This window comes from Chloroflexus sp., assembly GCF_034434295.1.
Taxonomy (GTDB): domain Bacteria; phylum Chloroflexota; class Chloroflexia; order Chloroflexales; family Chloroflexaceae; genus Chloroflexus.
Genome location: NZ_DAOTZQ010000038.1, coordinates 13,255 through 33,446 on the forward strand (window position 1 = coordinate 13,255; position 20,192 = coordinate 33,446).

Genomic DNA, 20,192 nt, shown 5'->3' on the forward strand with positions numbered 1-20,192 from the left:
GCTTTGTCTGTGATGAACCAGCTCCCCGTGGGACAGGATACCAGCTCGCGACCATCCCCTGTCACCAGGGGCACGTACCGGCAAGGGCGGCACTGCGGCCCACACCTGCCGGTACGCACGGCTGGCGCAGTATGGCTGCCGTACGCCAAACGATGCGTCGCGAACAACCCGGTCAGGAAATCATATCTGCGCCAGCGGGTAATACCACTGGATATGCAGCGGAAATGCCGTTCTCCATATGCGTGATTGCCACTGGTGTGATGGTGCAATCACAAGCAATGACTTTGGTAAACCAGATTTGCTATGACAACCTACGGTTCAACAACCGGCAACTGCGCTTCAACGACTGGATCAATGGTGAGCAATGAACGGTGTACCCAACCTTCTGTCTGGCGCAGATTAATCATCCGCAACCACTCGCCATCAGGGCTGCGGCCGAGAAGGGTAACAGACTCACCGGCATGAATCTGGTCAAGCACCGTCCCGCGTAGATTTGGTGCAGCCCGTACATTACCACCGTTAAAAACAGTCGTCAGAGCCGGTACGTCAGTCGGACGGACAGTGGGCACCGACAGGGTTGGCTGTACATCCTGTCGCATGACAGTCGGCGTGGCCGGGATGGTCTCTGCTGTGGCCGTTCTGTGCACATCGAAGAGGACATGCTGGTTCGGCTGATCACTAATTTGGGTGGTGACAACCGGCTGTGTGGCAGGTTCCATAAGGATGGCTACACCGGCCAACATCAGACTCACCCCTAGTAGTGTCGCACCGACTAAAAAAGGCCACTGCTGCCACACAGGTAAACGCACAGCTCCGCGGCGTTCAGCGATGTCGATATAGTGCAAGAGTTTGCGGCCATCCCACAACTGGACAGGTTGGTCTTTGGCTTCCAGGTAACATTGACGGGTAAAGCCGCTCGTGGTGACGAGAATAGCCTGGTTAGCCCGTTGAATATGCAACGCCCCAACCAGGTCACGCACATAATTCGGGCGTACCGGTTTGGTATACCGCTTACATTGCACAAGATAGAGTTGTCCATTCCGTTCGGCAGTAATATCTACACCGCGATCACCACTCCCACCCCGTATCTGGACACGCTGCCAGCCTAGATCGTGTAAAAGTTGCGCAACACGTTCTTCAAATTCAGCGGGAGATAATTCCAGCAATTGCTTGCGACGTAGTGAGCGTTGACGGTAATCATTCCACAATGCAAAGAGCAGAATAAAGAGGGAAACAATTCCGGTAACGATGGTCACTTGCCACCAGATAGTCAGAGAGGAAAAGGAGAACCAGAGCAATGCAAGAGAAACTACGATTAATCGAGCAACATAATCATCAACAAGCCTTTTGCGGGAACGTTTGAACATTGTAAGGCCTCATCGTTATCAAAAGCGTGAACCAGACATATCTTACACGTATTCCATTACGACAATGGCACGTATAGATATGAACTGTGTACAGGCTTGTGAAAAGGGGCTGTTTCATCCATTCGCAGCAGGTCACATTGCGCCAGGGAAACGTCGAGGGAGTCGCACTTCACCGCCGGGTCATATCAGACCTTAGTCGCTCGCAGTTATCTCATTAATGACTGACAACCTCCATGATTGTGAGGCGCACACCAGTATCCGCATGACCAGCCGGATCAACCGCGTGCCACGCGCCGGATTATGGGTACGGCTGGCGCGGCAGCATGGCTGCCGCACACCACACCGCACACCACACGAATGATGAGCGGGCAAGGCAATCCATCCAGCGCATGATAGCACTGGCGATGATCGTCAGCCCTCCTCGCTGGCATACCGGCAGAGATCGTGACGCTCACACCCACTATCCGCATGACCAGCCGGATCAACCGCGTGCCACGCGCCGGATCGTGCGCACGGTTGGCGCGGTAGCACGGCTGCCGAACGCCAGGCTACACGCCACGGGCAATCCGGCCTGGAAAGCAGTATCCCCGCTGGTGCAAGGAATGGAAGCGCTGGTTCAGTAGGTCAAAGGTGGGGCATTGTCAACCGCAGATGATGAGACACCCGCTTTGATGTAGAAACCCTCTTTGCCCTCTGTGTCTCTGTGGTGATATAGTGTACGCCTGAACTTCCGTATTAGATTTTACTATCAGGGGCACCTCTATACCACGCGCCTGATCGTGAGCACGGCTGGTGCGGCAGCGTGGCTGCTGCACGCCACACGATACGTCAGGGGTATGACGAGCGTGCAAGGCAACCAATCCAGCGGGTGATGGCACTACAGATGGTTGCCAGTGCGGAGTGAGCTCTCGTTACAAAGGTATCGACTCTACTGACAATGGCGGTTGTATCACCTGCCGTAACCGCGGTGATTGTTCCCATAACCGCTCACGGCGCATCAGGCGCAAGAAGGCATCAACCACCTGCGGATCCCAATGGGTTCCTCTGCCATTCTCAATGATCTGGAGCACCGCTTCAGGACTCATCACCGAACGGTAGGCACGATCGGCAGTTAGCGCCTCGAAGGTATCGGCTACCGCCAGAATACGAGCCTCGAAGGGTATCTCTTCTCCCTTCAAACCGTATGGATAGCCGGTACCATCAAAACGTTCGTGGTGGGCAGCGATAATCGGCAATATATCACGTAACCCACTGATCTGCTCAAGAATCCGTACCCCGATTTGCGGATGGCGGCGCATCTGGGTCAACTCTTCAGGTGAAAGAGGTCCTGGCTTGAGTAAGATATCGTCGCGAATGCCAATCTTACCAATATCATGCAAGAGACCGGCATAGTGAATGCGCTCAATCGCCGCAGGACTAAGACCCAGTTCTTGCGCCAGGCGGACGGCGTAGCGACTAACCTGGCGTGAATGGCCATAGGTATAGGCATCGCGGGCTTCGATTGCCCCGGCCAGCGCAGCGATCATCTGCTCGTATTGATCTTTGAGGGCACGATAAAGACGTGCATTGTCCAGGGCAGCAGCAATCTGCGAAGCAAAAATTTCGATCAGATGCCGATCAGCAGCATCAAACGAAGGTTGTTCACTGTTGCGGGTCAGATTGAGGAATCCGATGGCGTGGTCGCGACTCCGCAAGACCACTTCGATAAGGCGATCTGATGGTGTGGCCGGACATTCGATCAACTGGTAGTGCGCCGCTCGCAGACTCTGTTCGTCACGTTCGCTTAGGGGCAGGCTTCGGCCAGATTCGGAACCGATCAGCACCACCAACGCATCGCCATCAGCGTCAATCAGTGACAAGCCGATGGTGCTTGGGGCAAAACGACGACCGACGAATTCAAGCAAGAGAGCGGATTGTTCTTGAACATCGAGTGAAGCCGTAATCACCTGGCTAAACTGATACATAAGCACCAGATCGGAGAGACGCTCCTTCTCACGGCGCACACGACGCAATTCCAGTGCCGTTCGTACCGTCTTTTGCAATTGCTCAGCATCGACAGGTTTGGCAATGTAATCAAGGGCGCCGAGCTTAAGTGCTTCGCGTGCAGTTTCGACCGTCGCATGCGCCGTCATAACGACCGCGTCTGTTTCCAAATGATTGGCACGCAAGTATTGAACAAGCGCAATCCCATCCAGATTCGGCATTTGCAAATCGGTCAACACCAGATCAAACGTCTGCGTAGACAGCAACTCTATCGCCGCGAGACCATCCTCTACGGTAACGACATCATAATGCCGACGGAGAAGCAGACGACAGAACTCACGGATATTTACTTCGTCCTCCACAATGAGTATCCGGGGGCGCTCAGGGGAAGAATTTGCGTAGTCAGCCATAGATCAGGCTCCCCAGGCATGTCCATCTGCACAGAGCAGATTGCGGGCTATTCGTTTGTAATGTAGCAAGTTAAGTTTGCATAAAGGCTACAATGACCGTCATGTCGGTAACAAAATTGTCATTGGGTAACGGATGCCAGGGCAAACTCAACCGTTATCGCTACAACACCGGTACGTGCAGTATATGCTCAGGAACCACCTTGCGCACGACGGGAGAAGTAGAGTTGCAGCCGTCGTTCTAACTCATCGAAGTCGAACGGTTTGGTTAAATATTCGTTAACACCAGCGCGCAGCGCATTCTTTTCGGTATCGGGAGTACCGAAAGCAGTGACCAGGATCACGTACACTTGTGATTGATTTTGGCGGAGAGTGCGCACCAACTCAATACCACCCATACGAGGCATATTCATATCGGTAATAACCACATCACAATCATGCACGGCCAGCTTTTCCAGCGCATCGATCCCATCTTCGGCTTCGATCACATCGTAGCCGCTATTACGTAACAGAAAACGATAAAGCCGGCGAGTAGCAGCATCATCTTCAACAACCATAATGGTGTGTGGCACGGCGCACTCTCCTCAAGTGTACACGATACAGCGATCTCTTTACTGAACGTGAGACAGGTGTTCTTTTAGAATACCGGCAGAGCGCTGAAAGAGAGCAATCTCCTGCTCGGACAATGGCAAATTGAGCACCTCCTCAGCACCATCACGACCAACGATTGTTGGTAGACTGATTGCAATCCCGCTTACTCCATACTGACCATTCATCAAGCTGCTGATCGTCATTACCGTATGTTGATCGCGCAGCACTGCTTCGGCAATCGATAGCAGCCCCAGGCCGATAGCATAGTAGGTCGCTCGCTTGCGCTTAATAATCTCGTATGCGGCGTTACGGGTTTGTTCGAGAATCGCATCAAGCGCAGCCTGATTGTAGCCCTGACCATTTGCACCGACAAAATCAACCAGCCTGACCCCGGCAATATTTGCCAGGCTCCAGAGCGCTAACTCGCTATCGCCATGTTCGCCGACAATGTAGGCGTGTACAGAGCGGGGATCGACACCGTAGTGCTGACCAAGCAAGTAGCGAAAGCGTGCCGTATCGAGGATGGTACCTGATCCGATCACTCGATTCGCTGCCGGACCGGCAATCTGTGCCCCAATGGTGGTTAAAATATCCACCGGATTGGTTGCAACAACGATGATCCCATCATCATTGGCTGCCAGAATTGGGGGGATGATCTCGCGGAAAATGGCTACATTCCGATTCAATAGATCGAGACGGGTCTCGCCAGGCCGCTGATTTGCCCCGGCAGCGATGACTATCAAGTCGGCACCGGCCAGATCAGCATAGGTACCGGCGTAAATGCGCATTGGGCGAACGAAGGGCAGGCCGTGATTGAGATCCATCGCCTCCCCTTCGGCACGGGCATGATCAATATCAATCAACACCAGTTCGCTGGCCAGGCTACGCTGCATCAGTGCATAGGCAAAAGATGTGCCCACCATGCCTGTCCCGACGAGGCCAACTTTACCGGTGCGTTTACGTAAACTCATAGCATACTCCTCCTATTTGCTCTTATCATACCATATCGCACCAGAGATTGCGTATCCGGTTCAGATCACGGGGATACAGCGCGGCACAACGCACGAATTCATCTCGAACATCTGATAAGGCCGAGGGGTAGTGAGTAGTTTCGTTTTACACGAGTACGGTGAATGCAACAGCCTGGCTTCCGCATTCCGCACAGCACCGCAAGGGCACACTGGGGATGGAAGAGATAGTATCCAGCGTCATCTTTGATACCTGGTGAAATTATTTCCACCCGGTTGGTATATGAAAAAGTAAAGATAGAGGTATTTACCAGGTCGGTACGTAACCCGGTCAGTAAGAGGGCTTCTTTATCTTCAGGACTGGAAACATGTTTGACAGTAGCAGCAGCGTGCCACCAGGTCACACGGGTCGACAGGTATTGCTGCACCGATCTGGTCAGGTAACCACCGGGAATCAGCGATACGCCGCCAGATCGCGTTCATCGATAGTCGGCATATAGCGCGACATCTCAACCATCTTAAAGATCTTCTGGTGATGAGGAGTCACGTTCATCGCAAAGAGCTGATACCCCGATTTACGTGCACTGACAACAAACTTGAGCAATGCTGAGATACCGGCTGAATTGATAAACGAAACCTCGCTAAAATCGAGTACCGTAATCGGACGCATCTCCTGACACTCAGCAGCAATAGCGGCAGCCGAGATGGCATCAACGCTGGTGGTCAAGATGTGGAGTACAACGACATCGCCAAATTCTTCTCGTCGAATAATGTCGCTCATTGTTGCCGATCCTTCCGATACAAACGAAGGGTTAACACCGTTCCCTGTTGCGATGAATCGACCTCATAATCATCAACTAATGCACTGATCAGATACATCCCAAAGCCGCGCAGATAGCCGGCATCAAGGGTTGCATCATCAACAACGCGCCGCGAGACATCGATTCGTTCAATACCCCCACCCTGATCGCTCACCCGAATCTCAAGTTTTTCACCATCGATCTCGAACGTTACAGCAACCAGTTTAGCTCCATCGCCACGATTTCCATGATCAATTGCATTGTTGACCGCTTCGCTAACAGCCAGTTTCAAATCTTCAACCTGTTCGGGGCTAAAACCGGCGGCACTCCCAACTTCCGCGGCGCTGGCCCGCACTACCCGCTCGAAGATCGGGATTGATGGAATCCGTAACTCTACTCGTTGCATGCCACTGCCTCTACATACATCGTTCGTTCGGCCTTACACCAATTGTAGTGTACCGGCTCAAGCGAACCATTGTATTGCCATTCACGATGACAGACGTGATGAAGGAACCGGACGCGACCGGGAACTACCATTCATCGTTGCTGTCTGACGAACGAGATGATCATAGCGACGCAGATACGCCTTGCCAAGTGAGGTATTACCAACTTGCAGGTAGCAAGCACCGAGATAATACAGCGCCTGAGCATGACGAGGGTTACGCCGGAGCACTTTTTCAAACAACGGGATTGCCCGCGCCGGTTCCAGAAGTTCTTTGTAGCACAAGCCCAGCATAAACTGGGTTTCCAGATCGTCTGGCCATTGTTCGAGTACTTGCTGAAATTCCGCCGCTGCCAGGTCGTAACGACCACGCCGAATGTACATGTACCCCAAATCGAAACGCAGCGAATGGGCTTCCGGTGCCAACTGTACAGCTTTTCGCCAGGCTGCCAGCGCCCAGGTATCACGTCCTAACGTATTGTACACAAAACCGAGCAGATAATGAGCCTGCGCATCGGTTGGCATCAGTTGAACGGCGCGCTCGAACGCACGAGCTGCCTGAGCATTCATTCCCATATCGTAGAGGAGCTTACCCATGTGCAGGAAGAGTTGACCGTGATGCGGATTAAGACGTGCACAGGCAAAGAGCAGTTCATACGCCTGTTTCGGTTTCTTTTGCAGGCGCAGAATGGCACTCATGCGCAAGCGGGCATCGACGTAGTGACGGTGCTGGGGTGGTATCTGTTCGTATTCGGTGTAGGCTTCCTCAAACCGACGCTGGCGGGCCAGAAGGTTGCCCAGCAGATAGCGAGCAGCATACTCTTGCGGACGCCATTGCAACAGCGCCCGATAAATCCGCTCAGCCTCCTCTTCGTACCCCTGCTGTTTGAGCGCCTGGCTCAGCCGGTAATACCATTGGGCCACCTCTTCTTCACTGCGCTGCACCAGTGGTTCATCGGGTAATGGCTCCGGCGACACAAAGGTTGGCTCAACCCGCAATGCTTCGGCAAAACAGCGTTGGGCCAGCTCATGCGCACCGTGGCTCTGGTGCATCAAGCCCATGTAGTAACGGGGTTCGGCAGCCTGTGGGCGCGCACTACAGGCACTGCTGAAATGAATGTATGCCCGGCCAGCATCATCGATCCGCTGGTAGCAGCGGCCAAGCGCAAAATGGGCTTCGTAGAGGTTGGGATTGTGCTCAAGCGTCTCTTTGAAGGCAGCAATCGCCCGATCAATCTGACCGAGAGCTGCAAACGCGACTCCCAGGTTGTAATGCGCTTCGGCTAACTGGGGATCGGTCTGTACCGCTTCGAGATATTCGCGTAACGCTTCTTCCCAGTGATCTTGGAAAGCAAGCGAATTACCAATGTACAGGTAAATAATCGCCCGCTCGCGCTCGTAGATTTGCGCCTGCTCTTCACCATCCACATACGCGGCTATCAGAGCAGCTTTAAAATGTTCAATCGCATCAGCATACGCAGCCCGCAGGTATGCGCGCATTCCCTGACTGAACGCAGCACCCAGCCGCGTTCCGGTCATGAAGCGCTCGCTCCCGGTAAAGGTGTCGAGATCGAGGGGCATGAATTGTAGTTCGTTGGTTGACGCCATAGTGCACCTCGGCAACCAAAATGTACTGATCTCTACTATAACATGCCGCCTGTCATTCGTATATGGTAGAATCGTCATACAGAAAAATACGACAATATGTAGTTTTGTTCATCTGCATGTATGGTATGAAGAATACATAAGAAGGTTGCCGTTGAGAGGCATATCAAACGATACACTTCGCGCAAACTGCACCAGGTTGTGAAGAGTCTGTAAGTAACAAATTAGATCGCACAGAACGAGCCGGCAACCCAACACTGCCAACAATGTTCATATCACCCGCTCTCGACAGTGAGCGCACGCTCGTGTGTGATCGGGAACTGGACTAGACACGTGGGCCTGGAAGGATGCAGGATGAATGCAGAGGCATAGCTTCACCACTTTTGGGATACATATATCAAATCTGGAAAAATACAATGCGTGGCATGCGATTCAAGATGTACCCTTCCACTACCCTCTCGTTCCCCGCATTCCAGATATGGCAAGGGGGGGGTGGGTTCAAAACCTGCTCCTACGGAATCCACCCATCTGTATCATGCAGGTGATACCCACGGATCGTTGCGGCGGGTAGTGACCGATGAGCAAACCGCTACGTCCACCGCCTGCGCATGAGGACGGCTGGCGCGGCAGCATGGCTGCTGCACTCCAAACTGCGCACGGGCAATCCGGTCTGGCAACGGTATTCTCGCCGCAACGTGATCTTCTGGCGGTCGCGCTCTTGGTGGATGGATGAGATGGCTACTAACTCTGATGGAATCATCAACGTTCACTCGCTCAAACATGCTCTCGATAGTCGTCGAGCGTCAGTCGTATCTGCTGCAACAGCTCGCGGGCCAGGCCACGCCCAAACTGCGCCTGGGCCAGTGATTGCACTCGTGGCAGACGCTCGCGCCACGCTTCAACTGTAGCCGGCACCCCATCAGAAAAAGCTGCTGCCCAAAGCGAGTGCATGGCCTCGCTCCCGATCACATCGACGATCACACTGCGCATTTCGGCTGCCAGATCGAGCAACCGCCGCCGCAGGATCACGAGGGTCACATCATCACTGAGCACACCATTCGTCCAGGTACGAACCTCTTGCACCAATGCCGCAGCCAGCGCACGTGGCTTACGCTGCGGCTGAACCATTACCAGTTCGACCAGACGCTCGAAACCCAGAATCGCACCATCAGCACGGGCGGCTTCGATCAGACCATCGGTGTACAGCAGCAAGCTTGCTCCCGGTGCAATGACCGCATTGAGTTCAGTATATTCGCTCTCGCTATCAACCCCTAACGGTAAGCCACTGATCTCTAATTCCTGGATCGTATCGGTAATCAACAACGGAAAAGTGTGACCGGCATTCGCACAACGAACTTCTCCCGTATGCGGTTCAAGGTGCAGATACAGCATTGTGATCATGCCATGCGGAATTTCGCTCAAGATGCCACGATTCACGGCTGCTATCGTCGATGCCGGATCGGCATACCGACGGGCTTCGTGACGAAAGACGGTACGTGCCACGGCCATCCGCAGAGCAGCAGGCAAACCTTTGCCGCTGACATCACCGATCATGATGCCGTGCAGACCATTAGTCAGAGGGAGAAAATCGTACAGGTCACCACCTAAATCACGAGCCGGCAATGAAATCGCCGTTACTTCCCAGCCGGGGAGATGAGGCGCCGCCTCAAGCAAGAGTCCCTGTTGAATATCACGGGCAAGCTGCAACTCCTGTTCAATCTCACGGGCACGCTGCTGGGCGACTTCATCGACTACCGGTTCATGCAGAGCAGGTTCTCCTGGTGACTGACGTTTTGGCACAACGATTCGTCTGCGCTGGCGATGACTTAACAGACTCGGCCAGACCCGGCGCCGTGAGGGCAGTTCTGGCAGCAGACGATCATGACGGACGGACATTTAACGCTCTCCCTCAAGCCGGACAACCCAACGCCGGCAACTCTCAATCAGCCATTGTACTGCAACCCCTTCCAGAAGCTGATCAGGTGGTAGATTGTTTAATAAGCGTTCGGCATTTCGATATTCGCGGATCGCCTCGGTGATCTGTCTGTTTTGACGGTAGCACTCGGCCAGATGGAAGGCCACTAATGGATGGTCGCGGTTCAGATACCGTGCCTGCTCCAGATGCCGAATGGCAAGAGGCATTTGTTGTTGTCGTTCATAGATCAAACCCAGTAAGAGATACGCTTCGGTGAGCAACGGATTCAGTTCAAGCGCACGCCGTGCTTCAGCTAAGGCCAGATCAAGATCACCACGATTGGCATGGGCCTGGGCGGCAAGAGTCAATACCATAGGTGCATGCCGACCGGCCAATGGCACACGAGCGAATAATTCAAGTGCTGTATCGAGCTGGCCATTTTCGATCAACTGACGACCTTCTTGAACAACGGTCTCCTCGGTAAATAATGTCACTTTTCGTTCAAGTGGACGTGACACACGATCACGCAGAGCCGGTGACGGCAACCGTTGACCGGTGGTCGTCGGCATCCGACGGGCCGGCGGCGGATTTTTGCGATACAGAAATGCGCCATCTACAGCAACTGGCGTCAGGCGGTCGAAAATGTTCCAGAGCGTTTCGGAGAAGCCAAGGCACAGGATGCCACCATCTGTCAGTGCATCGTAGAAGCGGGCCATCAGGCTACGACAGGTATCAAGCGAAAAGTAGATCGTTACATTTTGACAAAAGAGGATATGCGTGCCATACGCTGCTGCCGGAAAGGGTTCGAGCAGATTATGTTGGACAAACGTGACCAGTTGCCGTACCCGTTCGTGAATGGACAGGCCAGCATCGGTAGTGGTAAAAAAGCGAGTACGTTGGGCCGGGGTTAGATTGGCGATCGTTCGCCCGCGGTACACTCCCTGCCGGGCCTTTGCCAGGGCCGACGCACTGAGATCGGTTGCCAGAATCGAAACCGGACGTGGGAGCGGATCACCGAGAGCTTCCAGCGCAGTTATGGCAATCGAATAGGGTTCTTCACCGGTAGCACACCCGGCACTCCAGATTTTGATCGGCATCCCCGGTGGCAGCGTGGCATGCAATGACGGCAACAACGTTTTACGTAATGCGTCCATGTGCGGACGATTGCGGAAGAAGACTGTCTCGTGATTAAGGAGCAGCTCAGCCAGTTGTTGTAACTCAGTTGGGTCAGCGTCTAACACCAGATCGGCCAGGTAGCGCGCCGGTGTGCGAGCCGCCGCTGCCGCCCGTCGTTCCACCGCACTGCGGAGGGTCACCAGACGCGCATCATCGAGCAGGACGCCACAATAGCGCACCAGCAAATCGCGAAGCGGAACAAGAGCTTCTGTCGATACCGTCATGGCATACTCGCAGACCCGGCAAAGCGCTCACTTAATACCACAATCATCTCTTCAGGTGACAAGACCAGCTCGGCAGCACCCAACTCAATGGCCGCACGAGGCATACCAAAAATGGTACAACTGGCTTCGTCCTGGGCAATCGTCAGCCCACCAGCCCGGCGAATCGCCCGCATGCCCACCGCCCCATCGCGCCCCATGCCGGTCAACAACACACCCGCTGCGCTGGCGCCGTAGAGTTCGGCAACCGCCGTCATTGTAATATCAATCGAAGGGCGTTGGAGCAACAACGGTGACATGCTGAGATGAACAGTGCCATCAGGCTTAATGAGGAGATCGGCACGATCAGGGGCCAGAATGGCATGACCAGGTCGCAGCAGCATTCCCTCGCTAGCCAGTTCCAGCGGCAGTGCACTTGCGCCGGACAGCCATTCGGCCATCCCAGCCCCAAAACCCTGCGCAATATGCTGCACCACGATGACCGCTGCCCCAAAGGTTCGTGGCAGACCGGCTAATAGCTGACGAACCACTTTCGGTCCACCGGTCGAGGCACCAATCACCAGCACCGGAAATTGGCCAGGAGCAACGCGAGGGGTCCGCACATAATGCGGTGTATCACCCAGTGAGACTCGTTCTGCAGGTGGGGGCTGGCGACGACCGCGCAGATGAGTTACGACTTTGATGCGCGCAATAAGCTTCACCCGTCTGATGAGGATCCGCCGCAGGTGATCGAGCGAGTCAGGATCGGTCAGGCTTGGCTTTTCCATCACCTCAAGGGCACCAGCGGCCAATGCCTCAAACGAGATGTTGGCATCTTGACCGCTGACTGCTGCGGATAGAACCAGAATCGGTGTTGGATGGTACGCCATGATCTGGCGTGTCGTCTCGACTCCGTCAAGCACCGGCATGCGGACATCAAGCGTGATCACATCAGGCCGCAGCTCAGCAGTAAGCGCGATAGCCGTCTTACCATCACCAGCCTCACCGACCACGCGGATTGTCGGATCACTTTCAAGCATTTGCCGCAACAACCGACGCATTAGCGCCGAGTCATCGACAACAAGGACGCGCAGAGGGTTTGTCATACACCCCTACCCCATCATTGCGCCGCTAAGCGAAGGTAACCTGTTATTCCATATCCAGTACCAGTCGCACTCGATTGGGCAGGTTGAGGAGATCAATGTCTTTGTTGAGATAATCATCAACCCCGGCTTCAAACGCTGTGCGCTTGTCATCAGATGAGGTTAGCATAATGATACGCAGATCATCGAGCGCCGGATTTTCTCGAATACGACGGCACACCTCGTAGCCATCGATACCAGGCATCTGCACATCGAGCACTAACAAATCAGGCGGTTCGGCAGCAATCGCGGCCAACGCCTCTTCACCACTATGGGCGAGGCGAACCGTATAGCCATACATCTCGAGTCGCATCTTGACGATGTCGGTAACGAGACGGCTATCATCAACGACCAGAATGGTTGGCATAGCTACTCCTCGTGGCCGAGCAGTTGCTGAATCACGTTCAGCAGACTGTCCTGGTTAAACTGACTCTTCACGATGTAGGCCTGTGCTCCCACTTCCAATCCACGACGACGATGTTCTTCAGAAGCAAGGCTGGTAATTAAGATGACCGGCAGATCAACGAGGGCCAGTTCATTTCGGATGCGAGTCGTGAGGGTAAAGCCATCGACACGAGGCATCTCGATATCGCTTACTACCAGATCGTATGGCGTCGAACGGAGCCTGTCAAGAGCATCTGCCCCATCAATAGCCACGGTAACATCGTAACCAGCCGATTGGAGAATGCTGCGCAATAATTCACGGGTCGTAAACGAATCATCAACGACCAACAGCCGCGCCGTCCGGGTTGGTTTCACTACCGGCTTGCTCGCGGTAGCAGCAGGCTTTGGCCGATAGCCATTCCCCTCGACCAGATAGAGCGGGTTGATCAGCAACACGAGACGACCATCACCCGATTGTACCGCGCCACTCAAGGCTGGACGACGAGCAAACAGATGGCCGAGCGGCTTAATCACAGCCTCGCGCTCATCGATCACGTCGTCAACCAACAAGGCAACACGATGTTGTCGTGTCTTGAGTAGCACAACCGGTATGCGACGGTAGCGCGTGAGTGGCGTCTCCGCAGGAATGGCCAACAGTTCGGCCAACACGAGCAGATTGATCGTGCGTTGCTGATGCACAAATGTCGGCTGGCCATCAATGAACTGAATCTGATCGTGCTGTACCCATAAGATACTCCGAATAGTCACTGCCGGTAGCGCCAGATGGTGTTGGCCGACCTGCACAACCACAACCCGGCTGGTGATTAGGGTAAGCGGGATGGTGAGCGTGATAGTCGTACCCTGGCCGATGGTCGAATCGATGCGAACCTGTCCGCCCAATTCAAGCAGATTGGTGCGCACGATGTCCATCCCGACTCCACGCCCGGAAATTTCGGTAACGTTCGTCGCCGTTGAGAAGCCGGGCTGGAAAATGAGATCGAGCGTCTCTTGCGTATCGAGCTGATCGGCTCGACCGGCAGTCAACAGGCCGAGTTCTATCGCCCGGTTACGGATACGAGCCGGATCAATTCCCCGACCATCATCCTGAATACTGATCCGCACCTCATTGCCCGAGGACTCGGCACTGACCTGAATCAAACCTGTTGGTGGTTTGCCTTGCGCAATGCGTTCATCCGGTGGTTCGAGACCGTGATCCACTGCATTGCGTATCAGGTGAACTAGCGGATCGCTGATCAGCTCCAGCACTTTACGATCAAGCTCGGTCGTTTCACCGCGGATCTCAAGCGCTACCTGTTTACCGGTCGCTGCTGCCAGATCGCGTACCAGGCGGGGGAGCGAGTTAAAGATGGTCGCAATCGGTAACAGGCGAACCGTCATAACCTCTTGCTCCAAATCTTTGACCAGTAGATGCTGACGTGACAGATACCGATCAAGATGCTCCCGCTGGTGTTGGATATGATCAACGAGCATCACCTGCACATCGCGCAAGGCGGACAGACGCGCATCAAGTACCTGGCGCTGAGTTGGCGAGAAACGGAGACGGGACAGCTCTTGTTCAAGTGCCAGCAGCGCACGTTGTTGGCGTGATACCAGTGCGTATAACTGCTCTAATTCTGTACCAATTTCGGTAAGCCATTGTTGCCCGATAGTGAGTTCACCGGCCAGATTAAACAGTCGGTCGAGGCGATCAATACGCACTCGTACTGTCTGGCGTGTGGTACGCAGTGGTGTATCGGTTGGCGACGATGGCTCTGGCGAAGCGGGTTGTGGAGTGGGTGGTGAAACGGAGGGGATTGCCGGAGAGGTTGCCCTCAGCGCTTGCAAAACATCGGGCAGATGGGCGAGCGTTGCTGCCGACAACTGAGGAATCTCAGCGGTCAGCCGGGTAACCAGATCACCACCTTGCAGCAGCAGATCGATCAGTGTTCGTTCAGGTACACGCCGACCTTCGCGCAGATCGCCTAAGACGTGTTCCAGCGCATGCGCCAACTGAGCAATCGGATCGAAACCCAGCATGCGTGCTGACCCCTTGATCGTATGGACTGCGCGAAAAGCCCGATCCAGGGCTGCCCGCCGCTGACCATCATCAACCTGCGCCTCCAGGTTCAAGAGGGCATCGTTCAGCACCCGTATATTTTCGGTTGTCTCATCACGAAACTGATCGTAGAAGCTGGTCAAATCCATATAAGGCAACTGTTTTCAACACGACACTCAGTGAGTGCCGGTAAGGCTGGTCTGTTCAATAGTAGAGTAACCCAAGTTGCTCCCATGCTGTGAGCAGACCACGGAGGCTGACTGCCAGGAGGATTTGCACGACGTGGTGCTCAACACCGTGCAGTGCAACCGCATGAACGATGTGGGCAGCAGGTAGTTCCCATGGACGCGCTACGTCACGCCTCAAAGCAGCAACTCGGATTGTACCCATCCTCTGTCTCCTCCGTGTCTCTGTGGTGATAAAGGCAGCATTGGGTTAGAGGAGTTTGCTCCGCAAATGCCTCACCCATCCATACAGATTGCACTCCGCTGGAGCAGACCTTCAGCACCTCACCGGTAACCACTTCGCCGGTTTGGAGTAAGCTAATGATCAGAAGAAGCCAGTCCATGCAAGCGGGCGGCAATCGCATTCAACCTGGCTGCCGATTCGGCCATATGGCGTGCACTGAGCGCCGATTGACGGGCTACCTCAGCAATTTCACGCATCGTCTCGACCACCTGCTCACTAGCGCTTTGCTGCTGCGCGGTTGCCAGACCAATTTCGGCTGCCGCCTGCGCTGTGCGTTCAGCCACCATCACGATGTTATCCATCACCTGCCCGGCGCGGTGTGCCAGCTCAACGCCGCGTTCAACCTCTTTACTCCCCTCTTCGGCGGCCAGCACCGCAGCGCTGGTAGCCTGGCGGATTTCGGCAATCACCCCCTTAACCTCTTTCGCCGCGGCGAGCGTGCGATTGGCCAGACTCTTCACTTCAGCGGCGACCACTGCAAAGCGGCGACCATACTCGCCGGCACCAGCAGCTTCAATGGCTGCATTGAGCGCAAGCAGATGGGTTTCATCAGAAATATCATCAATCAGGTCGATAATCTCGCCGATCTGTTGTGACCGCTCACCTAAACCGAGCACACGAGTTGAAATATCTTGCACGCGCTGACGAATCCGCTCCATCGCCTGAATACTCTCATCAACCGCAGACTGACCACTGCTCAGTTGTTCCAGCGTTTGCTGCGCCGCTTCAGACACATGTTCAGCCGCCTGTGCGATTTGACGGGCAGTACTTCCCAGCTCTTCAATCGTGGTCGAGACCTCTGTGACGGCACTGGCCTGCTCGCTGGCACCACCGGCCTGCTGCTGTGAATTGGCCTGTAATTCAGCGGCAGCCGCAGCCAGTTCACTACCCAGCTCGACCTGCTGGATATTCTTTTCCATCAACTGCTCGGTATTCCGTAACAGCTCTTCGGCCCGTGATTGCGACTCAATCAGGGCGCGGCTGAGATCACGGCTACTTAGCCAGGCCAGCGTGCTGATCGAGACCACGGCAATCACCAGAAAACCACCATCGATCCAGAGACTTCCGGCGTAGAACGGTTGTAGCCCCCAGAATTGCTCGGCCAGCAACAGTAACAGGTACGCGACCAGATTGACAAAACTCACCAGAAAGGTATCCTGCCCACTACCGAGCAGGCCAGCGCTGACGATGGCGACAAACATCACACTGACCCGTGCGCCATCAGCTCCTCCAAACAGGAGCAGAACCAGAATCGCCCCAAATGTCATCGCCAGGAACAGCCAGCGCCGACCAGAGCGTATTCGCCCTTGCTGGAATGACCAGCTTGCCAGCCCGTAGAGCGACAGTCCTACCAACGCGATCAGGCTGACGATCACGAACGAAGCCATCGCTGCATTGCCGGCCAGCCAAAAAACCAGACCGATAACCCAAAACAGAAGCAGAACAATCACACCAGCTACAACCAGCCATTGCAAAAGCAACCGATTTTCACGGAGAGCCGACAGTTCAAAGAAAGTGGTAGTTCGCGAATTCATAACGCAGCCTCAGCATGTTTCAGGCGCAAACCGAGCGCGAGATCGGTAGCCAATCGCCGCAGATCGAGCATTAAAACCGGCTGTTCATCCAGTAACGCTGCACCGGTCACCCATGGTAACTGCAAGCACGCCGTCAGAAACGGTGCGAGCGGCACCACCAATGGCGATTCAGCGAGAAGGTCAATCCGTACCACCAATAATTCTACAACCCGCCGCCGCAAATTAATCGTGAGCGCGTGTAAGCGTCCAGAAGCTGGTGGATCGGAAGGATCGAGTAAGGGGCCAAGCTGATACCGCATGATCGGTCGCCCACGATCATCGCGGTCAGTAGTTGAAGGAAAACCAACTGCATCAACATCGTTCTGTCGGCAAAGATAGCGACGGCAGCTCGTCTCGATGAGCAGGATCACAGCCCCTCCTGCACAAGCATAAACAGCGTTGCCGGATCAAGGATAGCGATAGCGAGGTCATCGCGATAACGATAGATGGCCTGTATCGCCCGTTGAGCCGCGCCGACAAGATTGATCGGGGGTGGTTCAAGCTGAGCCGACTCAATCGTAATCAAATCCACCACCGCATCAACCAGAAGCGCAGCATCCATCTGCTCGTGATGAACCCAGATCAGACGAGTTGCCCGATCAGGCGGTGCCGCCGGCAGACCTAGCAGCAAGCGCACATCGATCACCGGCAGAATCTGCCCCCGTTGATTGATCAGACCGGGAATGGTTGGTGGTGTGCCCGGAACCGGTGTTGGTGTCCGCCAGCGCATAATCTCTCGCACCGCCGTACCGGCCAGAGCAACATGCTCGGCTGCCAGGCGCACATACAGATATGCAGAGGTTTGAGACTGGCCCGATAATGATTGCATAGCTTCCATATCAGCACCAGATGACCGGAATCTCCGGTAATATGTGTGAGCATACGGCAAGCAGACGCATCAGTCAAGCTACTTGCCGGTATCCAACGACTGTGCTATAATCGCAGGCGGAACAGAGCCGATCTGGCAGGCGGCAAATCACCCGCCTGCCAAATTTGTGTGTCAGTGCGCTGTGCAGTCCCGCTCCCATGCGGGCGCCTGCCGGCATCATGCGAAAGGAGCGACGCCGTGTCGCAGCAACTGCTAGAAGAGTTGGGCCGGCGCCAGTACCGCACCGATATTCCCGAATTTCGCGTCGGTGACACGGTGCGCGTCGGCGTAAAAGTGGTCGAAGGAAATCGCGAGCGAGTTCAGGATTTTGAGGGAGTGGTCATTCGCCGCCGTGGCGAAGGGATCAACGAGAATTTCACCGTCCGCCGCATCGCATCGCACGGGATTGGTGTAGAGCGTACCTTCCTGTTGCACGCCCCACGGATCGACTCGATCAAGGTTATTCGTCAGGGTAAAGTGCGACGGGCTAAACTCTACTACCTGCGTGGGCGCACCGGCAAGGCAGCCCGGATTCGCGAGCGCCGTTAGACCACACAGCACTCACCGCCGACACGATAACGAAGAGGTGTTGCATTGCAATGCCTCTTCGGTTTTTTTATAGCCAATGGCTATCGTGAATGTTCATGTTCCGGTACGCGCTACACCCCGCGCCTGCCGGTGCCAAGGTGGGTATGGAAACGTGCCTTACGCACGCCAAACGATGCTCTACGGGCAACCCGGACTGGACCCCGTATCCACGCCAGCGTGTGCAGCAGAAACGCCGTTCTCCATCTCCCGAAAGCCATATTGCCCTACCAGTATTACTGGTGCCCACCAGAACGAGAGACAAACCGGACAATGATAGGTAACAGGTAAACCAGGCCATCGCTGGAAGACAGATCCAGGTCACAAACTGTAGCCTGTGCTCCTGTTCAGTATCGCCAGCTCCCTGTTGTACAGCCCATAATGAGGCGCATTCATCACACCTTTCCTGAACCTCTTGCCTCGCGGTCGTATAATGAGCGTAGGGGTCTTTATATACAGCAAAAAGGGCAAGCCAATGCAAGACTTTTTTGAATTTAGTCTTGGTGCCAGAGTGTTATACCAGATGGGTCTGGCCGGTGAATTAGGGCAGGTCATCAGCAATGCGCTGCCGCAACGGCGCGCTTTTATTGTGGCTGATAAGGGAGTGGTACAGGCCGGCCTGCTCGAACCAATCCGGGCCGGCCTGGCGCCTATAGAGCTGGTCGGTATTTTCGACGATGTACCTGCCAATTCGTCGGTGGCAAAAGTTACAGCAGGCGCTGAACTGGCGCGGGCAGCCGGCGCCGACCTGCTGATTGCAGTCGGTGGCGGTAGCCCCATCGACACGGCCAAGGGTATCCGCATCGTGCTTACGCTGGGCGGATCAATTCCCGATTACGAAGGCTACAACGTGATTGAAACCCCGCTTACACCGCTGGTAGCAATCCCAACAACCGCCGGTACCGGTAGTGAGGTGACACCAATTGCTGTGATTCTTGATGAAGAAGGTCAACGTAAAATAAGTATTGTAAGCCGTTATGTAACCCCTACCCTGGCTATTCTCGACCCACTCATGACCCGTACCCTACCGCCACGTCTGACAGCGGCCACGGGCATGGACGCGCTCTCACACGCGATTGAGACGTATGTTTCAACTGAAAACAACCCCCTAAGCGATAGTCTGGCACTGGCAGCCATTGACATGATAGCCGCCCATCTGCGCGATGCAGTCCACGACGGCGAGAATATGGAGGCTCGTAGCCAGTTATTGATTGCGGCGACGATGGCTGGTATTGCCTGCGGTAATAGTCTGTTTGGAGTTGTGCATGCACTATCACACGCACTGGGCGGCAAATTCCCCGTTCATCACGGCACGGCGAATGCTATCTTCCTGCCGCCGGGTATGCGCTTCAACAGCGAGGTAGTGCCGGAACGGTATGTCCGCATCGCCAGGGCAATGGGAGTCAATGTTGGTGGCCGGAGCAACGCCGAAGTGATTGCTGATGGTATTGCAGCGGTGCGCACACTGACTGCCGACTGCGGGTTACCTACTACGCTCCGTGAAGTCGGTGTCCCGCGTGAAGCCTTGCCGGAGATGGCTGAACTGGCGGCAGTTGAACCGGCCATTTTCAACAATCCCCGTCCGGCAACGCCTGAAGAGTTACTCGCTATGCTCGAAGAGGTGTGGTGATAACCCGGCAGGGGGCGAGCAATAGTGTTCG

General features: G+C 54.9%; 20 protein-coding genes. 4 read left to right on the top strand and 16 right to left on the bottom strand.

Annotated elements, in window-relative coordinates; genetic code table 11:
* Nucleotides 1-311 precede the first annotated feature (311 nt).
* Nucleotides 312-1,367 (bottom strand): restriction endonuclease, encoded by a 1,056-nt coding sequence (locus VAE57_RS05635; protein ID WP_322820914.1) that lies wholly within the window; start codon nt 1,365-1,367, stop codon nt 312-314.
* A 323-nt stretch (nt 1,368-1,690) separates the two neighbouring features.
* Between VAE57_RS05635 and VAE57_RS05640 the strand changes: the two genes are divergently transcribed.
* On the top strand, nt 1,691-1,990 hold the full coding sequence (locus tag VAE57_RS05640; RefSeq protein WP_322820915.1) for a hypothetical protein: 300 nt from the start codon (nt 1,691-1,693) through the stop codon (nt 1,988-1,990).
* A 288-nt stretch (nt 1,991-2,278) separates the two neighbouring features.
* Here VAE57_RS05640 and VAE57_RS05645 read toward each other — a convergent pair whose 3' ends face one another.
* The 6 genes from VAE57_RS05645 to VAE57_RS05670 form a co-directional block, all read right to left on the bottom strand.
* On the bottom strand, nt 2,279-3,760 hold the full coding sequence (locus tag VAE57_RS05645) for an HD domain-containing phosphohydrolase (RefSeq protein ID WP_322820916.1): 1,482 nt from the start codon (nt 3,758-3,760) through the stop codon (nt 2,279-2,281).
* A 188-nt stretch (nt 3,761-3,948) separates the two neighbouring features.
* Nucleotides 3,949-4,329, bottom strand: a complete 381-nt coding sequence (locus VAE57_RS05650) for a response regulator (protein WP_012257548.1) — start codon at nt 4,327-4,329, stop codon at nt 3,949-3,951.
* Between the two features lie 39 nt (nt 4,330-4,368).
* Nucleotides 4,369-5,319 carry an L-lactate dehydrogenase gene (locus VAE57_RS05655; RefSeq protein WP_322820917.1) on the bottom strand — a complete coding sequence of 317 codons (951 nt, stop codon included), beginning with the start codon at nt 5,317-5,319 and terminating at the stop codon, nt 4,369-4,371.
* A gap of 451 nt (nt 5,320-5,770) precedes the next feature.
* Nucleotides 5,771-6,097 carry an STAS domain-containing protein gene (locus VAE57_RS05660; RefSeq protein WP_012257546.1) on the bottom strand — a complete coding sequence of 109 codons (327 nt, stop codon included), beginning with the start codon at nt 6,095-6,097 and terminating at the stop codon, nt 5,771-5,773.
* The gene (locus tag VAE57_RS05665; protein ID WP_322820918.1) at nt 6,094-6,522 is read right to left on the bottom strand and encodes an ATP-binding protein; all 429 of its coding nucleotides are present in this window, start codon (nt 6,520-6,522) and stop codon (nt 6,094-6,096) included. Before VAE57_RS05665 ends, VAE57_RS05660 begins: the two co-directional genes overlap by 4 nt.
* Before the next feature lie 81 nt (nt 6,523-6,603).
* On the bottom strand, nt 6,604-8,166 hold the full coding sequence (locus tag VAE57_RS05670; protein ID WP_322820919.1) for a tetratricopeptide repeat protein: 1,563 nt from the start codon (nt 8,164-8,166) through the stop codon (nt 6,604-6,606).
* Between the two features lie 574 nt (nt 8,167-8,740).
* On the opposite strand from VAE57_RS05670, the gene VAE57_RS05675 reads away from it, so the two are divergent.
* The gene (locus tag VAE57_RS05675) at nt 8,741-8,896 is read left to right on the top strand and encodes a hypothetical protein (RefSeq protein WP_322820920.1); all 156 of its coding nucleotides are present in this window, start codon (nt 8,741-8,743) and stop codon (nt 8,894-8,896) included.
* Nucleotides 8,897-8,937: 41 nt separating this feature from the next.
* Here VAE57_RS05675 and VAE57_RS05680 read toward each other — a convergent pair whose 3' ends face one another.
* The 9 genes from VAE57_RS05680 to VAE57_RS05720 all read right to left on the bottom strand — a co-directional run bounded on the left by VAE57_RS05680 (nt 8,938) and on the right by VAE57_RS05720 (nt 17,907).
* The gene (locus tag VAE57_RS05680) at nt 8,938-10,059 is read right to left on the bottom strand and encodes a PP2C family protein-serine/threonine phosphatase (protein ID WP_322820921.1); all 1,122 of its coding nucleotides are present in this window, start codon (nt 10,057-10,059) and stop codon (nt 8,938-8,940) included.
* Nucleotides 10,060-11,478, bottom strand: a complete 1,419-nt coding sequence (locus tag VAE57_RS05685) for a CheR family methyltransferase (RefSeq protein WP_322820922.1) — start codon at nt 11,476-11,478, stop codon at nt 10,060-10,062.
* A complete protein-coding gene (cheB, locus tag VAE57_RS05690; protein ID WP_322820923.1) occupies nt 11,475-12,560 on the bottom strand; it encodes a chemotaxis-specific protein-glutamate methyltransferase CheB in 1,086 nt (361 codons plus the stop codon). Before cheB ends, VAE57_RS05685 begins: the two co-directional genes overlap by 4 nt.
* 43 nt (nt 12,561-12,603) lie before the next feature.
* Nucleotides 12,604-12,963, bottom strand: a complete 360-nt coding sequence (locus tag VAE57_RS05695; protein WP_322820924.1) for a response regulator — start codon at nt 12,961-12,963, stop codon at nt 12,604-12,606.
* A gap of 2 nt (nt 12,964-12,965) precedes the next feature.
* Nucleotides 12,966-15,185, bottom strand: a complete 2,220-nt coding sequence (locus VAE57_RS05700; protein WP_322820925.1) for a hybrid sensor histidine kinase/response regulator — start codon at nt 15,183-15,185, stop codon at nt 12,966-12,968.
* Between the two features lie 55 nt (nt 15,186-15,240).
* On the bottom strand, nt 15,241-15,426 hold the full coding sequence (locus VAE57_RS05705; protein WP_322820926.1) for a hypothetical protein: 186 nt from the start codon (nt 15,424-15,426) through the stop codon (nt 15,241-15,243).
* 152 nt (nt 15,427-15,578) lie between these two features.
* Complete coding sequence (locus tag VAE57_RS05710) at nt 15,579-17,039, bottom strand: methyl-accepting chemotaxis protein (protein ID WP_322820927.1); 1,461 nt, start codon at nt 17,037-17,039, stop codon at nt 15,579-15,581.
* A complete protein-coding gene (locus VAE57_RS05715) occupies nt 17,036-17,449 on the bottom strand; it encodes a hypothetical protein (protein WP_322820928.1) in 414 nt (137 codons plus the stop codon). The genes VAE57_RS05710 and VAE57_RS05715 overlap by 4 nt, the downstream gene beginning before the upstream one ends.
* Nucleotides 17,446-17,907, bottom strand: coding sequence for a CheW domain-containing protein (locus VAE57_RS05720; protein WP_322820929.1), 462 nt, complete (start codon nt 17,905-17,907; stop codon nt 17,446-17,448). The genes VAE57_RS05715 and VAE57_RS05720 overlap by 4 nt, the downstream gene beginning before the upstream one ends.
* A 237-nt stretch (nt 17,908-18,144) precedes the next feature.
* Between VAE57_RS05720 and rplS the strand changes: the two genes are divergently transcribed.
* Both rplS and VAE57_RS05730 read left to right on the top strand, forming a co-directional pair.
* Nucleotides 18,145-18,495, top strand: coding sequence for a 50S ribosomal protein L19 (gene rplS, locus VAE57_RS05725; RefSeq protein WP_322815207.1), 351 nt, complete (start codon nt 18,145-18,147; stop codon nt 18,493-18,495).
* A gap of 511 nt (nt 18,496-19,006) precedes the next feature.
* Nucleotides 19,007-20,161, top strand: a complete 1,155-nt coding sequence (locus VAE57_RS05730; RefSeq protein ID WP_322820930.1) for an iron-containing alcohol dehydrogenase — start codon at nt 19,007-19,009, stop codon at nt 20,159-20,161.
* The last annotated feature ends 31 nt before the right edge of the window (nt 20,162-20,192 follow it).

Bases quoted from the DNA above. Each gene is read 5' to 3' on its own strand.
- VAE57_RS05720 (WP_322820929.1), bottom strand. From the start codon at position 17,907: ATGCAATCATTATCGGGCCAGTCTCAAACCTCTGCATATCTGTATGTG.
- VAE57_RS05670 (WP_322820919.1), bottom strand. From the start codon at position 8,166: ATGGCGTCAACCAACGAACTACAATTCATGCCCCTCGATCTCGACACC.
- VAE57_RS05700 (WP_322820925.1), bottom strand. From the start codon at position 15,185: ATGGATTTGACCAGCTTCTACGATCAGTTTCGTGATGAGACAACCGAA.
- VAE57_RS05655 (WP_322820917.1), bottom strand. From the start codon at position 5,319: ATGAGTTTACGTAAACGCACCGGTAAAGTTGGCCTCGTCGGGACAGGC.
- VAE57_RS05675 (WP_322820920.1), top strand. From the start codon at position 8,741: ATGAGCAAACCGCTACGTCCACCGCCTGCGCATGAGGACGGCTGGCGC.
- VAE57_RS05645 (WP_322820916.1), bottom strand. From the start codon at position 3,760: ATGGCTGACTACGCAAATTCTTCCCCTGAGCGCCCCCGGATACTCATT.
- VAE57_RS05710 (WP_322820927.1), bottom strand. From the start codon at position 17,039: ATGAATTCGCGAACTACCACTTTCTTTGAACTGTCGGCTCTCCGTGAA.
- VAE57_RS05635 (WP_322820914.1), bottom strand. From the start codon at position 1,367: ATGTTCAAACGTTCCCGCAAAAGGCTTGTTGATGATTATGTTGCTCGA.
- VAE57_RS05705 (WP_322820926.1), bottom strand. From the start codon at position 15,426: ATGGGTACAATCCGAGTTGCTGCTTTGAGGCGTGACGTAGCGCGTCCA.
- cheB (WP_322820923.1), bottom strand. From the start codon at position 12,560: ATGACAAACCCTCTGCGCGTCCTTGTTGTCGATGACTCGGCGCTAATG.
- VAE57_RS05685 (WP_322820922.1), bottom strand. From the start codon at position 11,478: ATGACGGTATCGACAGAAGCTCTTGTTCCGCTTCGCGATTTGCTGGTG.
- VAE57_RS05680 (WP_322820921.1), bottom strand. From the start codon at position 10,059: ATGTCCGTCCGTCATGATCGTCTGCTGCCAGAACTGCCCTCACGGCGC.
- VAE57_RS05730 (WP_322820930.1), top strand. From the start codon at position 19,007: ATGCAAGACTTTTTTGAATTTAGTCTTGGTGCCAGAGTGTTATACCAG.
- VAE57_RS05640 (WP_322820915.1), top strand. From the start codon at position 1,691: ATGGCTGCCGCACACCACACCGCACACCACACGAATGATGAGCGGGCA.
- VAE57_RS05665 (WP_322820918.1), bottom strand. From the start codon at position 6,522: ATGCAACGAGTAGAGTTACGGATTCCATCAATCCCGATCTTCGAGCGG.
- VAE57_RS05695 (WP_322820924.1), bottom strand. From the start codon at position 12,963: ATGCCAACCATTCTGGTCGTTGATGATAGCCGTCTCGTTACCGACATC.
- VAE57_RS05660 (WP_012257546.1), bottom strand. From the start codon at position 6,097: ATGAGCGACATTATTCGACGAGAAGAATTTGGCGATGTCGTTGTACTC.